The 15,552-nt window shown below is 74.1% G+C and carries 16 protein-coding genes; 10 read left to right on the forward strand and 6 right to left on the reverse strand.

Translation table 11 applies throughout. The features are described 5' to 3' along the window. Together IF19_RS0133635 and IF19_RS1000000135605 are read left to right on the forward strand one after the other, a co-directional pair. Positions 1-754 (forward strand): HAD-IC family P-type ATPase (locus IF19_RS0133635; RefSeq protein WP_030278123.1); only part of this gene is annotated, 754 nt, incomplete at its 5' end. A gap of 154 nt (positions 755-908) precedes the next feature. Further along, positions 909-1,346, forward strand: coding sequence for a hypothetical protein (locus IF19_RS1000000135605; protein ID WP_050499007.1), 438 nt, complete (start codon positions 909-911; stop codon positions 1,344-1,346). Positions 1,347-1,467: 121 nt separating this feature from the next. Here the strand turns inward: IF19_RS1000000135605 and IF19_RS0133645 are convergent, their stop codons facing one another. Genes IF19_RS0133645 through IF19_RS0133655 form a run of 3 tightly spaced genes read right to left on the reverse strand, consistent with a single transcriptional unit; the run spans position 1,468 to position 4,099 of the window. Then, positions 1,468-2,472, reverse strand: coding sequence for a 5-oxoprolinase subunit C family protein (locus IF19_RS0133645; RefSeq protein ID WP_030119404.1), 1,005 nt, complete (start codon positions 2,470-2,472; stop codon positions 1,468-1,470). Beyond that, positions 2,469-3,353 (reverse strand): 5-oxoprolinase subunit B family protein, encoded by an 885-nt coding sequence (locus IF19_RS0133650; protein WP_418952777.1) that lies wholly within the window; start codon positions 3,351-3,353, stop codon positions 2,469-2,471. Before IF19_RS0133650 ends, IF19_RS0133645 begins: the two co-directional genes overlap by 4 nt. Beyond that, complete coding sequence (locus IF19_RS0133655) at positions 3,350-4,099, reverse strand: LamB/YcsF family protein (RefSeq protein ID WP_030278124.1); 750 nt, start codon at positions 4,097-4,099, stop codon at positions 3,350-3,352. Before IF19_RS0133655 ends, IF19_RS0133650 begins: the two co-directional genes overlap by 4 nt. 131 nt (positions 4,100-4,230) lie before the next feature. On the opposite strand from IF19_RS0133655, the gene IF19_RS0133660 reads away from it, so the two are divergent. Both IF19_RS0133660 and IF19_RS0133665 read left to right on the forward strand, forming a co-directional pair. Next, positions 4,231-5,022 (forward strand): HD domain-containing protein, encoded by a 792-nt coding sequence (locus IF19_RS0133660; protein WP_234310704.1) that lies wholly within the window; start codon positions 4,231-4,233, stop codon positions 5,020-5,022. A gap of 248 nt (positions 5,023-5,270) precedes the next feature. After that, a complete protein-coding gene (locus IF19_RS0133665; protein WP_030119408.1) occupies positions 5,271-6,515 on the forward strand; it encodes a PQQ-binding-like beta-propeller repeat protein in 1,245 nt (414 codons plus the stop codon). 92 nt (positions 6,516-6,607) lie between these two features. On the opposite strand, the gene IF19_RS0133670 is transcribed toward IF19_RS0133665, so the two are convergent. Continuing rightward, positions 6,608-7,318: a helix-turn-helix domain-containing protein gene (locus tag IF19_RS0133670; protein WP_030119409.1), complete on the reverse strand. Its 711-nt coding sequence runs from the start codon at positions 7,316-7,318 to the stop codon at positions 6,608-6,610. Positions 7,319-7,385: 67 nt separating this feature from the next. Between IF19_RS0133670 and IF19_RS0133675 the strand changes: the two genes are divergently transcribed. Beyond that, positions 7,386-8,027, forward strand: a complete 642-nt coding sequence (locus IF19_RS0133675; protein ID WP_030119410.1) for a flavin reductase family protein — start codon at positions 7,386-7,388, stop codon at positions 8,025-8,027. A 218-nt stretch (positions 8,028-8,245) separates the two neighbouring features. Continuing rightward, positions 8,246-9,559, forward strand: a complete 1,314-nt coding sequence (locus IF19_RS0133680; RefSeq protein ID WP_234310702.1) for a Cmx/CmrA family chloramphenicol efflux MFS transporter — start codon at positions 8,246-8,248, stop codon at positions 9,557-9,559. A 226-nt stretch (positions 9,560-9,785) separates the two neighbouring features. Here the strand turns inward: IF19_RS0133680 and IF19_RS0133690 are convergent, their stop codons facing one another. Further along, positions 9,786-10,058, reverse strand: coding sequence for a DUF4031 domain-containing protein (locus IF19_RS0133690; protein ID WP_030119412.1), 273 nt, complete (start codon positions 10,056-10,058; stop codon positions 9,786-9,788). Beyond that, complete coding sequence (locus IF19_RS0133695; RefSeq protein WP_030119413.1) at positions 10,055-10,426, reverse strand: hypothetical protein; 372 nt, start codon at positions 10,424-10,426, stop codon at positions 10,055-10,057. The genes IF19_RS0133690 and IF19_RS0133695 overlap by 4 nt, the downstream gene beginning before the upstream one ends. Positions 10,427-10,562: 136 nt before the next feature. Between IF19_RS0133695 and IF19_RS0133700 the strand changes: the two genes are divergently transcribed. From IF19_RS0133700 to IF19_RS0133715, 4 genes are all read left to right on the forward strand, one after another. Beyond that, entirely contained in the window at positions 10,563-11,480 is a 918-nt protein-coding gene (locus IF19_RS0133700) for a MurR/RpiR family transcriptional regulator (protein WP_030119414.1), read from the forward strand. 130 nt (positions 11,481-11,610) lie between these two features. Then, positions 11,611-12,594, forward strand: a complete 984-nt coding sequence (gene murQ, locus IF19_RS0133705) for an N-acetylmuramic acid 6-phosphate etherase (protein WP_078580548.1) — start codon at positions 11,611-11,613, stop codon at positions 12,592-12,594. Positions 12,595-12,642: 48 nt separating this feature from the next. After that, a complete protein-coding gene (locus IF19_RS0133710) occupies positions 12,643-14,244 on the forward strand; it encodes a PTS transporter subunit EIIC (protein ID WP_030119417.1) in 1,602 nt (533 codons plus the stop codon). Positions 14,245-14,662: 418 nt separating this feature from the next. Continuing rightward, a partial coding sequence (locus IF19_RS0133715) for a hypothetical protein (protein WP_030290270.1) occupies positions 14,663-15,552 on the forward strand: 890 nt, incomplete at its 3' end.

Consider the following 15,552-nt stretch of genomic DNA (forward strand, 5'->3'; position numbering starts at 1 on the left):
CCCCACCCCCGAGGACTTCGCCAACGTCCCCGGCCTCGGCGTCCAGGGCACCGTCGAAGGCCACGCCGTCCTGGTCGGCCGGGAACAGCTCCTGGCCGAGTGGGAGATCCGTCTCCCGGCCGCTCTCGCCGAGGCGAAGCGGGCGGCGGAGGCCGCCGGGCGCACCGCGATCGCGGTGGCCTGGGACGGCGAGGCGCGCGCCGTGCTGGAGGTCGCGGACGCGGTGAAGGAGACGAGCGCGGAGGCCGTCCGGCGGCTGCGGGCCCTCGGTCTCACCCCGATCCTCCTGACCGGCGACAACCGGGCGGTCGCGGAGTCGGTGGCGGCCGAGGTCGGCATCGACGAGGTGTACGCGGAGGTCATGCCGCAGGACAAGGTCGACGTGGTCAAGCGCCTCCAGGCGGAGGGCCGTTCGGTCGCGATGGTCGGGGACGGGGTCAACGACGCCGCCGCCCTCGCCCAGGCCGATCTCGGGCTGGCGATGGGCACCGGGACGGACGCCGCGATCGAGGCGGGCGACCTCACCCTCGTCCGGGGCGACCTCAACGCCGCCGCCGACGCGATCCGCCTCTCCCGCCGCACCCTCTCCACCATCCGCACGAACCTCTTCTGGGCCTTCGCCTACAACGTCGCGGCGCTGCCCCTGGCCGCCGCCGGACTGCTCAACCCGATGATCGCCGGGGCGGCCATGGCCTTCTCGTCCGTCTTCGTGGTCGGCAACTCCCTGCGCCTGCGCACCTTCAAGGGCGCGTGAGACCGGCATCGCACACGACGAACGGGAGCGGCGGGGCCCACCGGGCCCCGCCGCTCCCGTTCAGGAAACGTTCACCGGTGGCCCGTAAGGTGACGGCGATTCACCGCCGTTCCGGAAGGAGTCCGGTCCGTGCGGAGTACGTCGGAGAACAGGAATGCACAGGGTGAAGAGAATCAAGGCCGTCGTCGTCGCCGCCACCGCCATAGCCGGGCTGGCCGTGTCCATCACGCCGGTCCAGGCCGCCGACACCTGCACGGCCGGTGGAAACGGCAAGTACATCTGCAAGTACGGCGTGACCAAGCACGACCTGCCGAACGGCGAGGACGAGCAGTTCCTGGTCGGCACCGACTACGCGGTGTGGTGGCGCATCACCACGAACGGCAGTTGGAGCAAGTGGACGTCCATGGGCAAGCCCGACCCGGCCGGCGGCCAGGCCAACGCGGCAAGCTCCATCACCGTCACGGACTGGTACTCGGGGGGCGAACTCCGGACGAGCATGGTGCTGAAGAACACCAACGGCGCCACCGTGGGCAAGATGCGCCTCGACACCGGGAAGGGCTGGCTGCCCTGGGACTTCCCCAACTGCTGCTGACCGGCTCGCCGTCGGCCCCTCCGCGGCACGCCTGATCTGCGGCCGGCCGCGCGGTCCACGGCCGGTCGCGGCAGACCGTGCGGTACCCGGCCGGTCGTGCGGTACCCGGCCGGTCGCGGCCTCAGGCCCGTACGAAGCGCAGCCGGGTGCCCGGGACCGCCTGGGCCGCCCCGGCGAGGGCCCGTTCGGCGACGACGCCGACGACGGGATAGCCGCCCGTCGTCGGATGGTCGTGGAGGAAGACGACGGGCCGGCCGTCCGGCGGCACCTGGATGGCCCCCAACACCACTCCCTCGCTCGGCAGTTCCTCGGCACGGGACCGTTCCAGCGCGGGGCCTTCCGTGCGGAGGCCGATGCGGTTGCTGTGCGGTGAGACCCGGTAGTCGGCGGTCAGGAGGGTACGGAGCGCGGGCGCGGTGAACCAGTCGTGGCGGGGCCCGAGATGGACCGGCAGCACCAGTTCGACGGGGGCGCCGGGCCAGGGGGCGGGCCCGGCGGCGGCCGGAGGCCCGCATCGCTCTGCCGGTCCGCGCCTCTTCGCCGGACCGCACCTCTTCGCCGGGTCGCCCAGCTCCACCGCGCTGCCCGGCCCCACCGGGCGGCTCGGCCCCACCAGGCCGCCCGGCTCCACCGGGTCGCTCGGCTTCGCCGGGTCGCCCAGCGGAACGGTGTCCCCCGCGCCCAGCGGGGCGGGCCCGAGCCCCGACAGGAGGTCCGCCGACCGGCTGCCCAGCACCGCGTCCGGCTCCAGCCCGCCCGCGAACGCCAGATAGCTCCGGAGACCGGTGACGGCGGGGCCCGCCTCCAGCACCGCGCCGGCAGGCACCCGTACCGGCTCGCCCCACGCCACCGGCCGCCCGCCCACGCGCACCGGGCAGCCCGCCCCGCCGACAACGGCGACGACCGGCCGGTCCGGGCGGACCGCGCAGCCGGTGAGGGTGGTCTCCAGGACGGCGGCGCCGGGCGGATTGCCCACCAGCCGGTTGGCCAGCCGGGCGGCGGGCGCGTCCAGCGCACCGGACCGCCCGACCCCGAGATGCGCCCAGCCGGGACGGCCCGCATCCTGCACGGTGGTCAGCGCGCCGGACCGGACAACGTGCAGGTACGCGGCGGGGGTTGACGTCATGCGCCCGCCCGGGGACCTGCGGCGGGGGGCGTAGGCCCGGCAGGGGGCATCGGCCCGGCGTGCGGCGTTGCTTCGGTCGGATGCGCAGCCCCGGCGTAAGGCGTCGTCCCGGTCGGGGACGCCGCCCCGCCGAGAGGTGCCGGTGCCGTACGTCCACGGGGCTCGGGCACCGCCCCCGCGTGCGGACCGCCACCCTCCCCCACCGGCACGAACCGCACCGGCGTCCCCGGGCCGAGCAGCGCCGCCGGCTCCCGCGCCGGGTCCCACAGGGCTGCCGGGTCCGGCATCCGCCCGATGAGCTGCCAGCCGCCGGGCGAAGGGCGCGGGTACACCCCCGTGTAGGGCCCGGCGAGGGCCACCGCCCCGGCCGGGACCCGGGTGCGCGGGGTCGTGCGCCGGGGCACGTGCAGCCGCTCGGGCAGCCCCGCGAGATAGCCGAACCCGGGGGCGAACCCGCAGAACGCCACCCGGAACGCGGTACGGGAGTGCAGCGCGCCCACCTCGTCGGCCCCGACGCCCCAGAGCGCGGCGACCGCGTCGAGGTCGGGCCCGTCGTAGATGACGGGGATCTCCACCGGATCGCCGCCCGCCCGGGACACCGGCTCCACCCGCCACGAGGCGAGGTCCCGCGCCAGACGGTCCCGGGCCCCGGGGTCACGGTCCGCGATCCCGTCGAGCAGGACGGTGCGGGCGGCCGGGACGATGTCGCGCACGGCGGGCAGCTCACCGCGCTCGCGGCGGCGGATCAGCTCGGCGTGGAACGCCTCGGCGTGCTCGCCGTCGGCGAGTTCGACGAGGAGCGCGTGCGGCCCGGCTGCCAGCACACGCGGCGCACCCCCCGAACCACTGCCGCAGCTACGGAAGTTGCCCGGCCGGGTCACGTGAACGCCCGTATCGTGACGCCCGCTTCCTCCAGGGCCGCCCGCACCCGGCGGGCGAGGTCCGCCGCGCCCGGCGTGTCCCCGTGGACGCAGAGCGAGCGCGCGACGACCGGGACACGGCTGCCGTCCGCCCCGGCCACCGCCCGCTCGACGGCCATCCCGACGCTGCGGCGTACGACCTCGTCCGGGTCGTGCACGACCGCGCCCGCCTCGCCACGCGGTACGAGAGTGCCCTCCGGGGTGTACGCACGGTCGGCGAACGCCTCTTCCACGGGCACCAGTCGAGCCGCTGCCGCGTGGGCGAGCAGACGCGAGCCCGGCAGCCCCAGCACGGCCGGGGAGCCGCCCGCGAGACGGATCCCCTCGATGACGGCGGCGGCCTGCTCGTCGTCCCGGACGGTCCGGTTGTAGAGCGCGCCGTGCGGTTTGACGTACGAGACGGTGGCGCCGGCGGCCTCCGCGAACACCCGCAACGCGCCTATCTGGTAGGCGATCTCGGCGGCCAGCTCGGCGGCGGGCACGTCCATCGCGCGGCGTCCGAACCCGGCCAGGTCGCGGTAGGAGACCTGCGCGCCGATCCGCACCCCGCCGGCCGCCGCCGCGTCGCAGACCCGCCGCATCACGGAGGCGTCGCCCGCGTGGAAGCCGCAGGCGACGTTGGCGCTGGTGACGACGGCGAGGAGGGCGTCGTCGTCGGTCAGGGTCCAGGTGCCGAAGCCCTCGCCGAGGTCCGCGTTGAGATCCATCATCACGGCCGCACGGTATGACCGTCCGGGCCGGGCGACAAGAGCCGGTCCGCAGGGTGGAAGCGCGAAGCCCCGGGCGGCCGGGCCCGCGCGGGCCCGAACCGGCACGGCCCACGTCCTAAAGTCGCCCCATGACGGACCACAGCCACCACACCGGCGCACCACGCGACACCGAAACCGGCACCGGCACCGCCGCCGAGGTCGATACCGACGCCGGGGCCGACGCCGAGGTCGATACCGTCGCCGGGTCCCACGCCGATACCGACGCCGGGGCTGGCGCCGGGCTCCGGGGCCGCTGGCACGACACGCTGCTGGCGGCACGGGCCGGGGCGGAGGGCCCCGATCCGTTGCCGTACGCCGAGAACCTGCTCGCCCGCTGGGCCGAGCCGCAGCGCCGGTACCACTCGACCGCCCACCTCCGGGCCGTCCTGGACCACGTCGACACCCTGGCCGCCCACGCCGACGACGTACAGGCGGTACGGCTCGCCGCCTGGTTCCACGACGCGGTGTACCGGCCCGACCGGAGCGAGAACGAGGAGCGCAGCGCCGCGCTGGCCGAGCGCGCGCTGACCGAGGCGGGGGTGCCGGACGCGGTGGTGGCCGAGGTCGCCCGGCTGGTCCGGCTCACCGTCACGCACGCCCCCGCCGAGGGCGACCGCAACGGCGAGGTGCTGTGCGACGCCGATCTGGCGGTCCTGGCGGGCGGGCCCCAGGAGTACGCGGCGTACGCGGCCCGGGTCCGGGAGGAGTACGGCTTCGTCCCGGACGACGCCTTCCGGGAGGGCCGGGCGGCGGTCCTGCGGCAACTCCTCGATCTGCCCCGCCTGTTCCGTACCCCGTACGGCGCGGCGGAGTGGGAGGAGCGCGCCCGGCACAACCTGGCGACGGAGCTGGAGCTGCTGACCTCGTCCGCCCCCGGCTGACCGGCCGCCCCGCCACCACCCCTCCCCTCTCCCTCCGGCCGCTCCCCCTCCCCCTCCCCCTCCCCCGCTGACTGTCAACGTGTCTTCGCGAATGTTCCGGTTGGTTCACGGTGTCGTACCGGTTGCACCCTGGCCCGACCGGTACGGGACACCGGCCACTAACGTCTCGCATCGCAGATGCACACGCCTTCTGCGACGGCGATCCGCCGATCTTTCCGCTCCGAACGACTCCACGGGGGTAAGGCGACATGTCCAAGGGACTCGGTACGACGGCCGGCAGATCTTCCCGGCGGCGCGTGCTGCGGCTGGCGGGGACCGGGATCACGATGGCCGTGCTCGGGGCCGGGCTGACCGGCTGCGAGGACGAGTCGGCGACCGGCGGCGAGGGCAGCGTGCCGCCGCCGCGCACCCCCGCCCCCGAGGACGGCAAGGGCGGCGGGGCCGGTGAGGACGGCAAGGCCCCCGCACCGGTCTGGTCGAGGACGACCTCCGCGCAGACGTACGGGGACAACGACGAACTCGTGGCCGTGGACGGCGTGGTGATCGCGAGCGGCGATCCGCTGGCCGCGCTCGCCGGGGCGACCGGCGAGCAGCGGTGGTCGCTGGCCGACGGGGCGACGCCCGGTGCGCCGCTGCTGCTCGGCGGCGGCACCCTGTACCTGGCCAGCGGCAAGTACGACGGCAGCGTGATCGGGTACGTACCGGGGTCGGGCGAGGAGTCCTGGCGCAGCCGTCTCGGCAAGGAGTACCGGCAGCCGCGGCCGGTCGCCGTGGACGCGGAGCAGGTGTACGTGATCGCGGAGATCCTGGAGGCGGACGGGTCGTCCCACACCAACGTGATCGCCGCGCTGAACAGCGCCACCGGCAAGGTCGTGTGGAAGGAGCAGCGGGACCTCGGCACCGAGCAGAACGGCGTCCACGCCGCCGTGCGGGGCCGCCACCTCGTCTACACGGACTTCAAGAAGAACCTCACGGTCCGCGACACCGCCACCGGCCGGCAGGTGTGGACGCACAAGACGACGAAGACGAGTTACGGGCCGTTCGCCGTCCACGGGGACCTGGTGATCGTTCCGCAGGGGTCGCGGCTCCAGGCGTTCGCGCTGGCGGACGGCTCCGAGAAGTGGTCGGTGGAGGCCGAGGAGTTCTCCCTGTTCCGGGAGCCGAGCCTGGTCGACGGCGTGCTGTACATCGCGGACAGCGGCCGCACGCTGTGGGCGCTCGATCCGGCGACCGGGAAGAAGGTGTGGCAGTCCACGGCGCTGAGGGACGCGAAGGCCCAGGTACCCCGGCAGTTCGTCCGGGTGGGCGGCACGCTGTACGGGGCCACCGACCTCGACCCGGAGGGCGGGGTGCACGCGGTGGACGCCAGGACCGGCGCCCTGCGGTGGACGTTCAACGACGGCTCGGGCGACTACCACGCGTGGCTGGTGGCCACGGACGGCAAGCACGTCTTCGCCTTGCACGGCAAGAAGCTGCACGCGCTGCCCGCCTAGGGCCTGTCTGACCATTCCCGTCGTCGCGGCCGGCGGCCCCACCGCAGGACCGCGAAGAGGACAGCGGGGGCTGGTGTTCGCCCGCCCGGGGTCTACGTCTCGACGGCGGCCGGACCGAGGCGATCCGTGAGCGCGTGCTTGCCGGCGTCGGTGAGCGCGACGGCGCGGCTCGTGCCGATCCGAGTGATCCAGCCGGCGTCGAAGGCGTGACGGCACAGGGCGGCGCCGACGGCGCCGGCCAGGTGGGGGCGGCGTTCGGTCCAGTCCAGGCAGGAGCGAACCGGCGGACGCCGCGTGGCGGGCGGTAGCGCGATGCCGAGTTCAGCGAGCCAGGCGGTCCCGTCGCCGGTGAGAGCCAGCCCCTGCTCCCAGTCCAGCATCCCCCGGTCGGTCATCGCCTCGGTGATCGCGACCCCGAGCGCGCCGGCGAGATGGTCGTAGCACGTGCGGGCGCGGGCCAACGCCCGGCTGCGGTTGACAGCGGGCAGAGAGCGCGGCGGATCGGCGCGCCGAGGCGCCATCGAGGCGAGCTTCTCGATCAGCTCGGCCGTGTCGGGGTCGGCCAGGCGAACGTAGCGATGGCGCCCCTGGCGCTCCTGTGTGAGCAGCCCACTGCCGACCAGGCGGTTCAAGTGTCCGGTCGCCGTCGAAGCGGCCACTCCGGCATGGCGCGCCAGCTCGATCGCGGTCCATGCCCGGCCGTCCAGAAGCGCCAGGCAGAAGCCGGCCCGGGTGGCGTCGGCCAGCAATGCGGCCAGGGCGGCCAGGTCAGGGCCCCCGGGGTGGGTGTCATGGCTGTTCATCGCTGTCCATTGTCTCCCCGCGATCCTTCGGCCGCTGCCGAAGCGTCCGCGCTCTACGGTCGGCCCCATGAACACCGCGACGCCCAGCAGCGTGCCCACCGACCTGTCGCCCGGACACGTGACCGTCACGCCGAGCATCCTGTACTTCGGAACGCCGGTCGTGCTGCTCTCCACGGAGAACGAGAACGGCTCCTTCAACCTCGCGCCGATGTCCTCGGCCTGGGCGCTGGGCCACGTGATCGTCCTCGGTCTGGGCGCCGAGGGACAGACCGCGCACAATCTCCGCAGCCGCCGTGATCTGGTGGTCAACCTCCCCGGGCCCGCGCAGTGGCCGGCGGTCGAGCGATTGGCGCCGCTGACCGGGCGCACCCCGGTACCGGCGAGCAAACGCGGTTCCTTCCGCTTCGAGCCGGACAAGTTCGCCGCCGCCGGTCTGCGCCCCCAGCCCTCCGAACGGGTGCGGCCGCCCCGCGTCGCCGAATGCCCGATGCAGTTGGAAGCCCGCGTCGCCCAGGCCCGACCCGATTCCTCCGGAGACTTCCTCATCGTCGAAGCCCGGGTGCTCAGGGTGCACGCCGACCCCCGGATCGTCGTTTCCGGCTCCCAGCACATCGACCCGGCCGCGTGGAGCCCGCTGATCTACAACTTCCGCCACTACTACGGGCTCGGCCCCGAACTCGGCCACAGCTTCCGCTCCCGGACCGCCTGACCGAGCCGGTGGTCCACCGCGAAGAACCAGGGGACAAGCGAGGAGATCGAGCACGGGACAACAGAACCGCCCGTGCCGGGCCCGGTACCGCAGCGGGACACGAAGCCCCGCGTTGCAGGACCGTGAACAGGCGCGCCCCCGTCCCGGCGGCGGGAATGCGGATGCGTTTCCCCGCGTTGGGACGAGTCATGCCCGACTCTCCCGCACGCCGCACTTCCATGCCGCTGGCCGTATACATTCTCGGCCTCTCGGTCTTCGCACTCGGTACCAGCGAGTTCATGCTGTCGGGTCTGCTCCCGCCGATCGCGGACGACATGAACGTGTCGATCCCGCAGGCCGGACTCCTCATATCCGCGTTCGCGATCGGCATGGTGGTCGGCGCCCCGCTGCTGGCCGTGGCCACGCTGCGGCTGCCGCGCCGCACCACGCTGATCGCCCTGATCTCGGTGTTCGGCCTCGGCCAGGTGGCCGGTGCGCTGGCCCCGACGTACGAGGTCCTCTTCGCCTCCCGGGTGGTGAGCGCGCTCGCGTGCGCCGGGTTCTGGGCGGTCGGCGCGGCCGTGGCCATCGCGATGGTCCCGGTGAACCAGCGAGCCCGTGCGATGGCCGTGATGATCGGCGGCCTGTCCGTGGCGAACGTGCTGGGCGTGCCGCTGGGGGCCTTCCTGGGGGAGCACTTCGGGTGGCGTTCGGCGTTCTGGGCGGTCGGCGCGGCCTCGGCGGTGGCGCTGGTCGGCGTCGTCACGCGTATCCCGCACATCCCGCTGCCGGAGAAGAAGCCGGAGCTGAAGCAGGAGCTGACGATCTACCGGGACCGCCAGGTCTGGCTGGCGATCGTGATCACCGCGCTCGCGGCGGGTGGCGTGTTCTGCGCGTTCAGCTACCTGGCGCCGCTGCTGACGGACGTGGCGGGCCTGGATTCCGGGTGGGTGCCGTGGATCCTCGGCCTGTTCGGGGTGGGCGCGCTGGTCGGCACGATGGTCGGCGGCCGGGTCGCGGACGCGCATCTCTTCGGGGTGCTGCTGAGCGGCATCGCGGCGTCCACGGTGTTCCTGGTGGCGCTGGCCCTGTTCGCCTCGAACCAGGTCGTGGTCATCGTGCTCGCGTTCCTGCTGGGGCTGTCCGCCTTCTTCACCGCGCCCGCGCTGAACGCCCGGATGTTCAACGTGGCCGGGGCCGCCCCGACGCTGGCCGGGGCCACCACGACGGCGGCGTTCAACCTGGGCAACACGACCGGCCCGTGGCTCGGCGGCACGGTGATCGACCTCGACTTCGGCTTCGCGTCCACCGCCTGGGCGGGCGCGGCGATGACGGCGGTGGCCCTGGCGGCGGTGGGCGTGGCCCTGCGCCTCCAGCGCGGCAGCGGCACGGGCGTGGGCGGCGGGTCGCGGTCCCGGCTGATCGCGAAGAGCACGGCGACCGGCGAGGGGCGTCCGGCGGAGGCCGTCCCGCAGGCGCGGGTGCCCGCAGCCGAGCGGGTCGGGACGGCCGACCGCGCGGCGACGCCGCGGGGCGGCCCCTCCCACGCGTAGCCCCTGGCCTCCTGTTTCCTCCTTCTCACCGGCCGCCTCAGCGATCCTTCGCGGGGGCGGCCGACGCGTACGCGGCGTCGAGGACCAGGGAGAGCAGCCGCCCCGGCTGTTCGACATCCCGGCTCTGCGTGGTGGAGAGCGCGATCCCGATCACGAGGTGGACGAGATCGTCGGCCGCCAGGTCGCCGCCGCCAGCAGGACCGCCGACAGGCCCCGCCGGGGGCGGCTACCCCGGTGCCGGGCGCCCCTTCGGCCTCCGCAGCCCCGCCGCCGTCAGCCTCCGGACCAGCTCCTTCGAGCCGATCTCCCGCGCCCCGGCCCGTACGGCGTCCGCGTAGTGCGCCTCGGGTACGTCGTAGTGGTCGCGCTCGAAGGCGCGCGGCGGGCAGCCGATCGCGGCGGCGAAGGCGTGCAGCTCCTCGAACGAGACGTCGCTGACGAGGTGCGACCAGAGGCGGCCGTGTCCGGGCCAGGTGGGCGGGTCGATGTACAGCGTCACCGCCGCAGCACCTCGCCCAGCGCCCCCACCGGGGCCACCGCCACGGCCGCCTTCGTGCAGACCCAGTGCGGGTCGGGGCCGAGCTCCGGTTCGACGTCCAGTGCGTGCGGCTCGTCCTCGGGCGAGCAGGCGGGACACAGCGGCCACCGCCCGTACCGCTCCAGCAACGCGTCCTGGACGTCCTGGGCGACCAGGCCGGCCACGAACTCCGCGCCCTCCGGCCACTGCTCCACCCACCACCGCCGGTGGGTCACCGCGTCCTCGACCAGCGAGACGACGTCCGCCTCCGCCACGTCGGCCGCCGCCAGGTCCGCCATGACCAGGGCGCGGGCGGTGTGCAGTGCCTGCTCCAGGGGGTTCAGCTCCATGCCCCCATTGTGCGCCCGCGCGCGAAACGGCCCACCGGAGGCTCCGTCGCACACGGAACGGCCCGCCGGAGGTTCCGCCAGAGGTCGAGACCGCTGGGGGGTTGACGGGCCCCGGGGTTGAAAATATCTTTCACGTGTGACCAGTGACGTGAAGGAAAGTTTCAGCGGTGACTCCCCGCCCGCCCCCGCGGCGCTCGCCGCCAAGGTCCGGACCCTCGCCCCCTCCATGACCCGCTCGATGCAGCTGGTCGCCGAAGCCGTGGCGGGCGACCCGGCCGGCTGCGCCGCCCTCACCGTCACCGGCCTCGCCGAGCGCACGGGCACCAGCGAGGCCACCGTCGTCCGCACCGCGCGGCTCCTCGGCTACCCCGGCTACCGGGACCTCCGCCTCGCGCTGGCCGGCCTCGCCGCGCACCAGGAGTCCGGCCGGGCCCCCGCCGTCACCGCCGACATCGCGGTGGACGACCCGATCGCCGACGTGGTCGCCAAGCTCGCCTATGACGAGCAGCAGACCCTCGCCGACACCGCCGCCGGGCTCGACACCGTACAGCTGGGGGCCGCCGTCGCCGCCGCCTCGACCGCCCGCCGCATCGACGTCTACGGCGTCGGCGCCTCCTCCCTCGTCGGCCAGGACCTGGCGCAGAAGCTGCTCCGGATCGGCCTCATCGCCCACGCCCACACGGACCCGCACCTCGCGGTGACCAACGCCGTGCAGCTCCGCAGCGGCGACGTGGCCATCGCGATCACGCACTCCGGCTCCACCGGCGACGTCATAGAACCGCTGCGGGTCGCCTTCGACCGCGGGGCCACCACGATCGCGATCACCGGCCGGCCCGACGGCCCGGTGTCGCAGTACGCCGACCACGTGCTGACCACCTCCACCGCCCGCGAGAGCGAGCTGCGCCCGGCCGCCATGTCGAGCCGGACCAGCCAACTGCTCGTCGTGGACTGCCTGTTCATAGGCGTCGCGCAGCGGACGTACGAGACCGCCGCGCCCGCCCTCTCCGCCTCCTACGAGGCCCTGGCCCACCGCCACACCCCTCGCGCCCGCTGACCCGCCGTCCGGACGAGCGGGCCGCCCGCCCCGGCCCTGTACCCGTACTCGTACGGAACCACCCCGCAAGCGCCCCACAATCCCTCGCCACCCTGAGCACCCGAGCACCGAGAAAGCTGAGCCGCACCTCATGACCTCCACCACCGACGCGAACCCCGACGCGACCCCCGGCACCCCCGACGCCTCCGGGACCTACGGCGAGCTGCGCGCCCAGCTCGCCACCCTCGCCACCGAGGCGTTCCGCCCCGAGCTGGCCGAGATCGACCGGCTGTCCACCGAGGAGATCGCGCGGATCATGAACGGCGAGGACGCCACCGTCCCCGCCGCCGTCGCCGAGCGGCTGCCGCAGATCGCCGCGGCCATCGACGCCACCGCCGAGCGCATGGCCCGCGGCGGCCGGCTGATCTACGCGGGCGCGGGCACGGCGGGCCGCCTCGGGGTGCTGGACGCCAGCGAGTGCCCGCCCACCTTCAACACCGACCCGTCCGAGGTCATCGGCCTGATCGCGGGCGGCCCGTCCGCCATGGTCACCGCCGTCGAGGGCGCGGAGGACAGCAAGGAGCTGGCCGCCGCCGACCTGGACGGGCTGAAGCTGACCGCCGACGACACCGTGGTCGGCATCTCCGCCTCCGGCCGCACCCCGTACGCGATCGGCGCGGTCGAGCACGCCCGTGCGCGCGGCGCCCTGACCATCGGGCTCTCCTGCAACGCCGGCTCCGCGCTGGCCGCCGCCGCCGAGCACGGGCTGGAGGTCGTCCCCGGCCCCGAGCTGCTCACCGGGTCCACCCGGCTCAAGGCGGGCACGGCGCAGAAGCTCGTCCTCAACATGATCTCGACGATCACGATGATCCGGCTCGGCAAGACGTACGGGAACCTCATGGTCGACGTCCGCGCCTCCAACGAGAAGCTGCGGGCCCGCTCCCGGCACATCGTCTCCCTGGCCACCGGCGCGTCCGACGCCGAGATCGAGGCCGCCCTCGCCGCCACCGACGGCGAGGTCAAGAACGCGATCCTGGTCGTCCTCGGCCAGGTCGACGCCCCCACCGCCGCCGCCCGCCTCGCCGAGGCGAACGGCCACCTCCGCGCCGCCCTCACGGCCGTCCGCACCACCTGACCCACCCCGGGTACCCCCCACCCCCCGCACAGCAAGGCACCGAGCACCATGGCCACTGAAGACAAGAACCGCGCCACCGCCGCCGCGATCCTGCCGCTCGTCGGCGGTGCCGCGAACGTCGCCTCCATCGCCCACTGCATGACCCGGCTCCGACTCGGGCTGCACGACCGCTCCCTCGTCGACGACGAGGCGCTGAAGGCCCTGCCCGCCGTGATGGGCGTCGTCGAGGACGACACGTACCAGATCGTGCTGGGTCCGGGCACGGTCGCCCGGGTCACCCCGGAGTTCGAGCACCTGGTCGAGGAGGGCCGCGCGGCGACCCCGGCCGCGTCGCCCGCACCGGCACCGGGTGACGCCCCCTCCGCCTCGGCCGTCTCCGCCGTCTCCGCCGACGAACTGGCGGCTCAGGGCGCGGCGATCAAGGCACAGCAGAAGGCGAAGAACGCGACCCCGTTCAAGCTGTTCCTGCGGAAGATCGCCAACATCTTCGTACCGCTGATCCCGGCGCTCATCGGCTGCGGGATCATCGCGGGCCTCAACGGCCTGCTGGTGAACCTGGAGTGGCTGCCCGCCGTGACGCCCGCCCTGGCGGCGATGGCGTCCGGGTTCATGGCGCTGATCGCGGTGTTCGTGGGCTACAACACGGCGAAGGAGTTCGGCGGCACGCCGATCCTGGGCGGCGCGGTGGCGGCGATCATCGTCTTCCCGGGCGTCGCGAACATCGACGCCTTCGGCCAGACCCTCTCGCCCGGCCAGGGCGGTGTGCTCGGCGCGCTGGGCGCGGCGGTGCTGGCGGTGTACGTGGAGAAGTGGTGCCGGCGCTGGGTGCCGGAGGCGCTGGACGTGCTGGTCACCCCGACGCTGACGGTGCTGATCTCGGGTCTGGTGACGATCTTCGGCCTGATGTACGTGGCGGGCGAGGTCTCGTCCGCGATCGGGACGTTCGCCGACTGGCTGCTGTCCAACGGCGGCGCGGGCGCGGGCTTCGTCCTCGGCGGCCTGTTCCTCCCCCTCGTCATGCTGGGGCTGCACCAGGCGCTGATCCCGATCCACACGACCCTCATCGAGCAACAGGGCTACACGGTCCTGCTGCCGATCCTGGCGATGGCCGGCGCGGGCCAGGTGGGCGCGGCGGTGGCGGTGTACTTCCGCCTCCCCCGCAACGAGTCGATCCGCCGCACGATCAAGTCGGCGCTCCCGGCGGGCCTGCTGGGCGTCGGCGAACCCCTGATCTACGGCGTCTCGCTGCCGCTGGGCCGCCCGTTCATCACGGCCTGCGTGGGCGGGGCGTTCGGCGGCGGGTTCGTGGGCCTGTTCAACCAGCTCGGCGACACGGTCGGCTCGACGGCCATCGGCCCGTCCGGCTGGGCCCTGTTCCCGCTGCTGGACGGCAACCACGGCCTGGGTTCCACGATCGCGATCTACGGGGGCGGCCTGCTGGTGGGCTACGTCGCCGGCTTCCTGGCCACGTACTTCTTCGGCTTCGGCAAGGAGCTGCTGGCCGAGTTCAACGTCTCCCAGGAGCCGACCCCGTCGACGGTCGCCGCCACCGGCGGCACTCCCCCGGCCCCGACGGCGACGACCGGCCCGGACCACCGGGACCACCCGGACCCGGGCCCCGACCCGGCGAAGGCTCCGGCGGGGGTCTGACGCCGGGCCCGGCAGGGGCTGAGACCGGGACGAGCCCGGATCCGCACGGCGGGTCCGGGCTCGTCCGTGCCCGCACCCGGAGCGAAAGGGCACGCCCCGCGCCGCACGGAGCAGAGCGCACGGGACGCGCGGCGCAGCGAGCAGCGCACGGGGAACGGCGAACAGCACACAGCACACAGCACACAGCACACAGCACACAGCACACAGCACACAGCGGGAGTTTCACTCCGACGCAGCAGCGACGCCTCACCATTTCGGCGTGCGCGACAAGGCGGTTCTGCCCTCCGCGAGGGGTGCTCCACCCGCAAGGACGGCTCTATCAGGCCCCCACGCGCGGCCCCGAGGGAACGGGGGCCGCAACACACCTGTTCGGCGGTGAATCCCCCGCCTTGCGGCATCGGTCCGTTCCCATTACTCCATGCCGAAAACCCTGCCCCGCCTCCCTGGTGTGCGCCGTGACGTACGACGGTCCGCCGTCCGTGCCGCGCTGGCCGTCACCGCGGCCGCGACTCTGACCGCCGCCGGTTTCACGATGGCCAGCACCGGCGCCCGCGCCGCCGACGGCGACGTGGCCACCAGCGTCCTGGCCGACCTCACCATCTCCGACGTACCCGCGGCCGGACTGGACGCCTTCAACGGCGTCTTCGGCACCGCGGGCTCCCCTCCGAACGGGGGCCTCGACAACGGCGACCTCTCCGACCCGTCGGGGGTCCTGAACTACCTGACCGTACGCGGCCAGGCGGTGGCCAGAACGAACGCCGAGGCGGCGAAGAACTGGGCTCAGGCGCAGGCGTCCGGGTTCACCCTGTCGCTGAACGAGCGGAATTTCCTCGCCGTGGGCTCCCTGGACGCCTACGCCGAGTGCATCCCCGCACCCATCGGCCCGCTCGCCCTGGCCTACGCGCGCACCGACTCCAACACCATCAACGTCCTGGGGCGCCAGGTGCCCACCGGTACGACGCAGATCGAGGTCACGGGAGCGGAACTGGGCGCGGCCGGCGTCAGCACGGCCACCCTCACCATCCAGTACGACCAGTTCGAGGACCCCTCGGGCGGCGGCTACCAGCCGCAGAGCTCCGCCCGCGCCGGCCTCGACATCACCATCTCGGGCGTCCTGCGCGACGAGGAGGGCCGAGAGCTGTACAACGGGCCCCTGATCGACGTGGAGCTCGGGCACGTGGACGTCACCTGCGACGGCACCACCTCACCGCCGACCACGCCCCCGCCCACCTCACCGCCGCCGACCACCGTTCCGCCCACGTCACCCCCGCCGACCACCGTCCCGCCCACCTCGCCGCCGCCCACCAC

Origin of the sequence: Streptomyces californicus (assembly GCF_000717645.1) — a bacterium.
GTDB lineage: Bacteria > Actinomycetota > Actinomycetes > Streptomycetales > Streptomycetaceae > Streptomyces > Streptomyces californicus.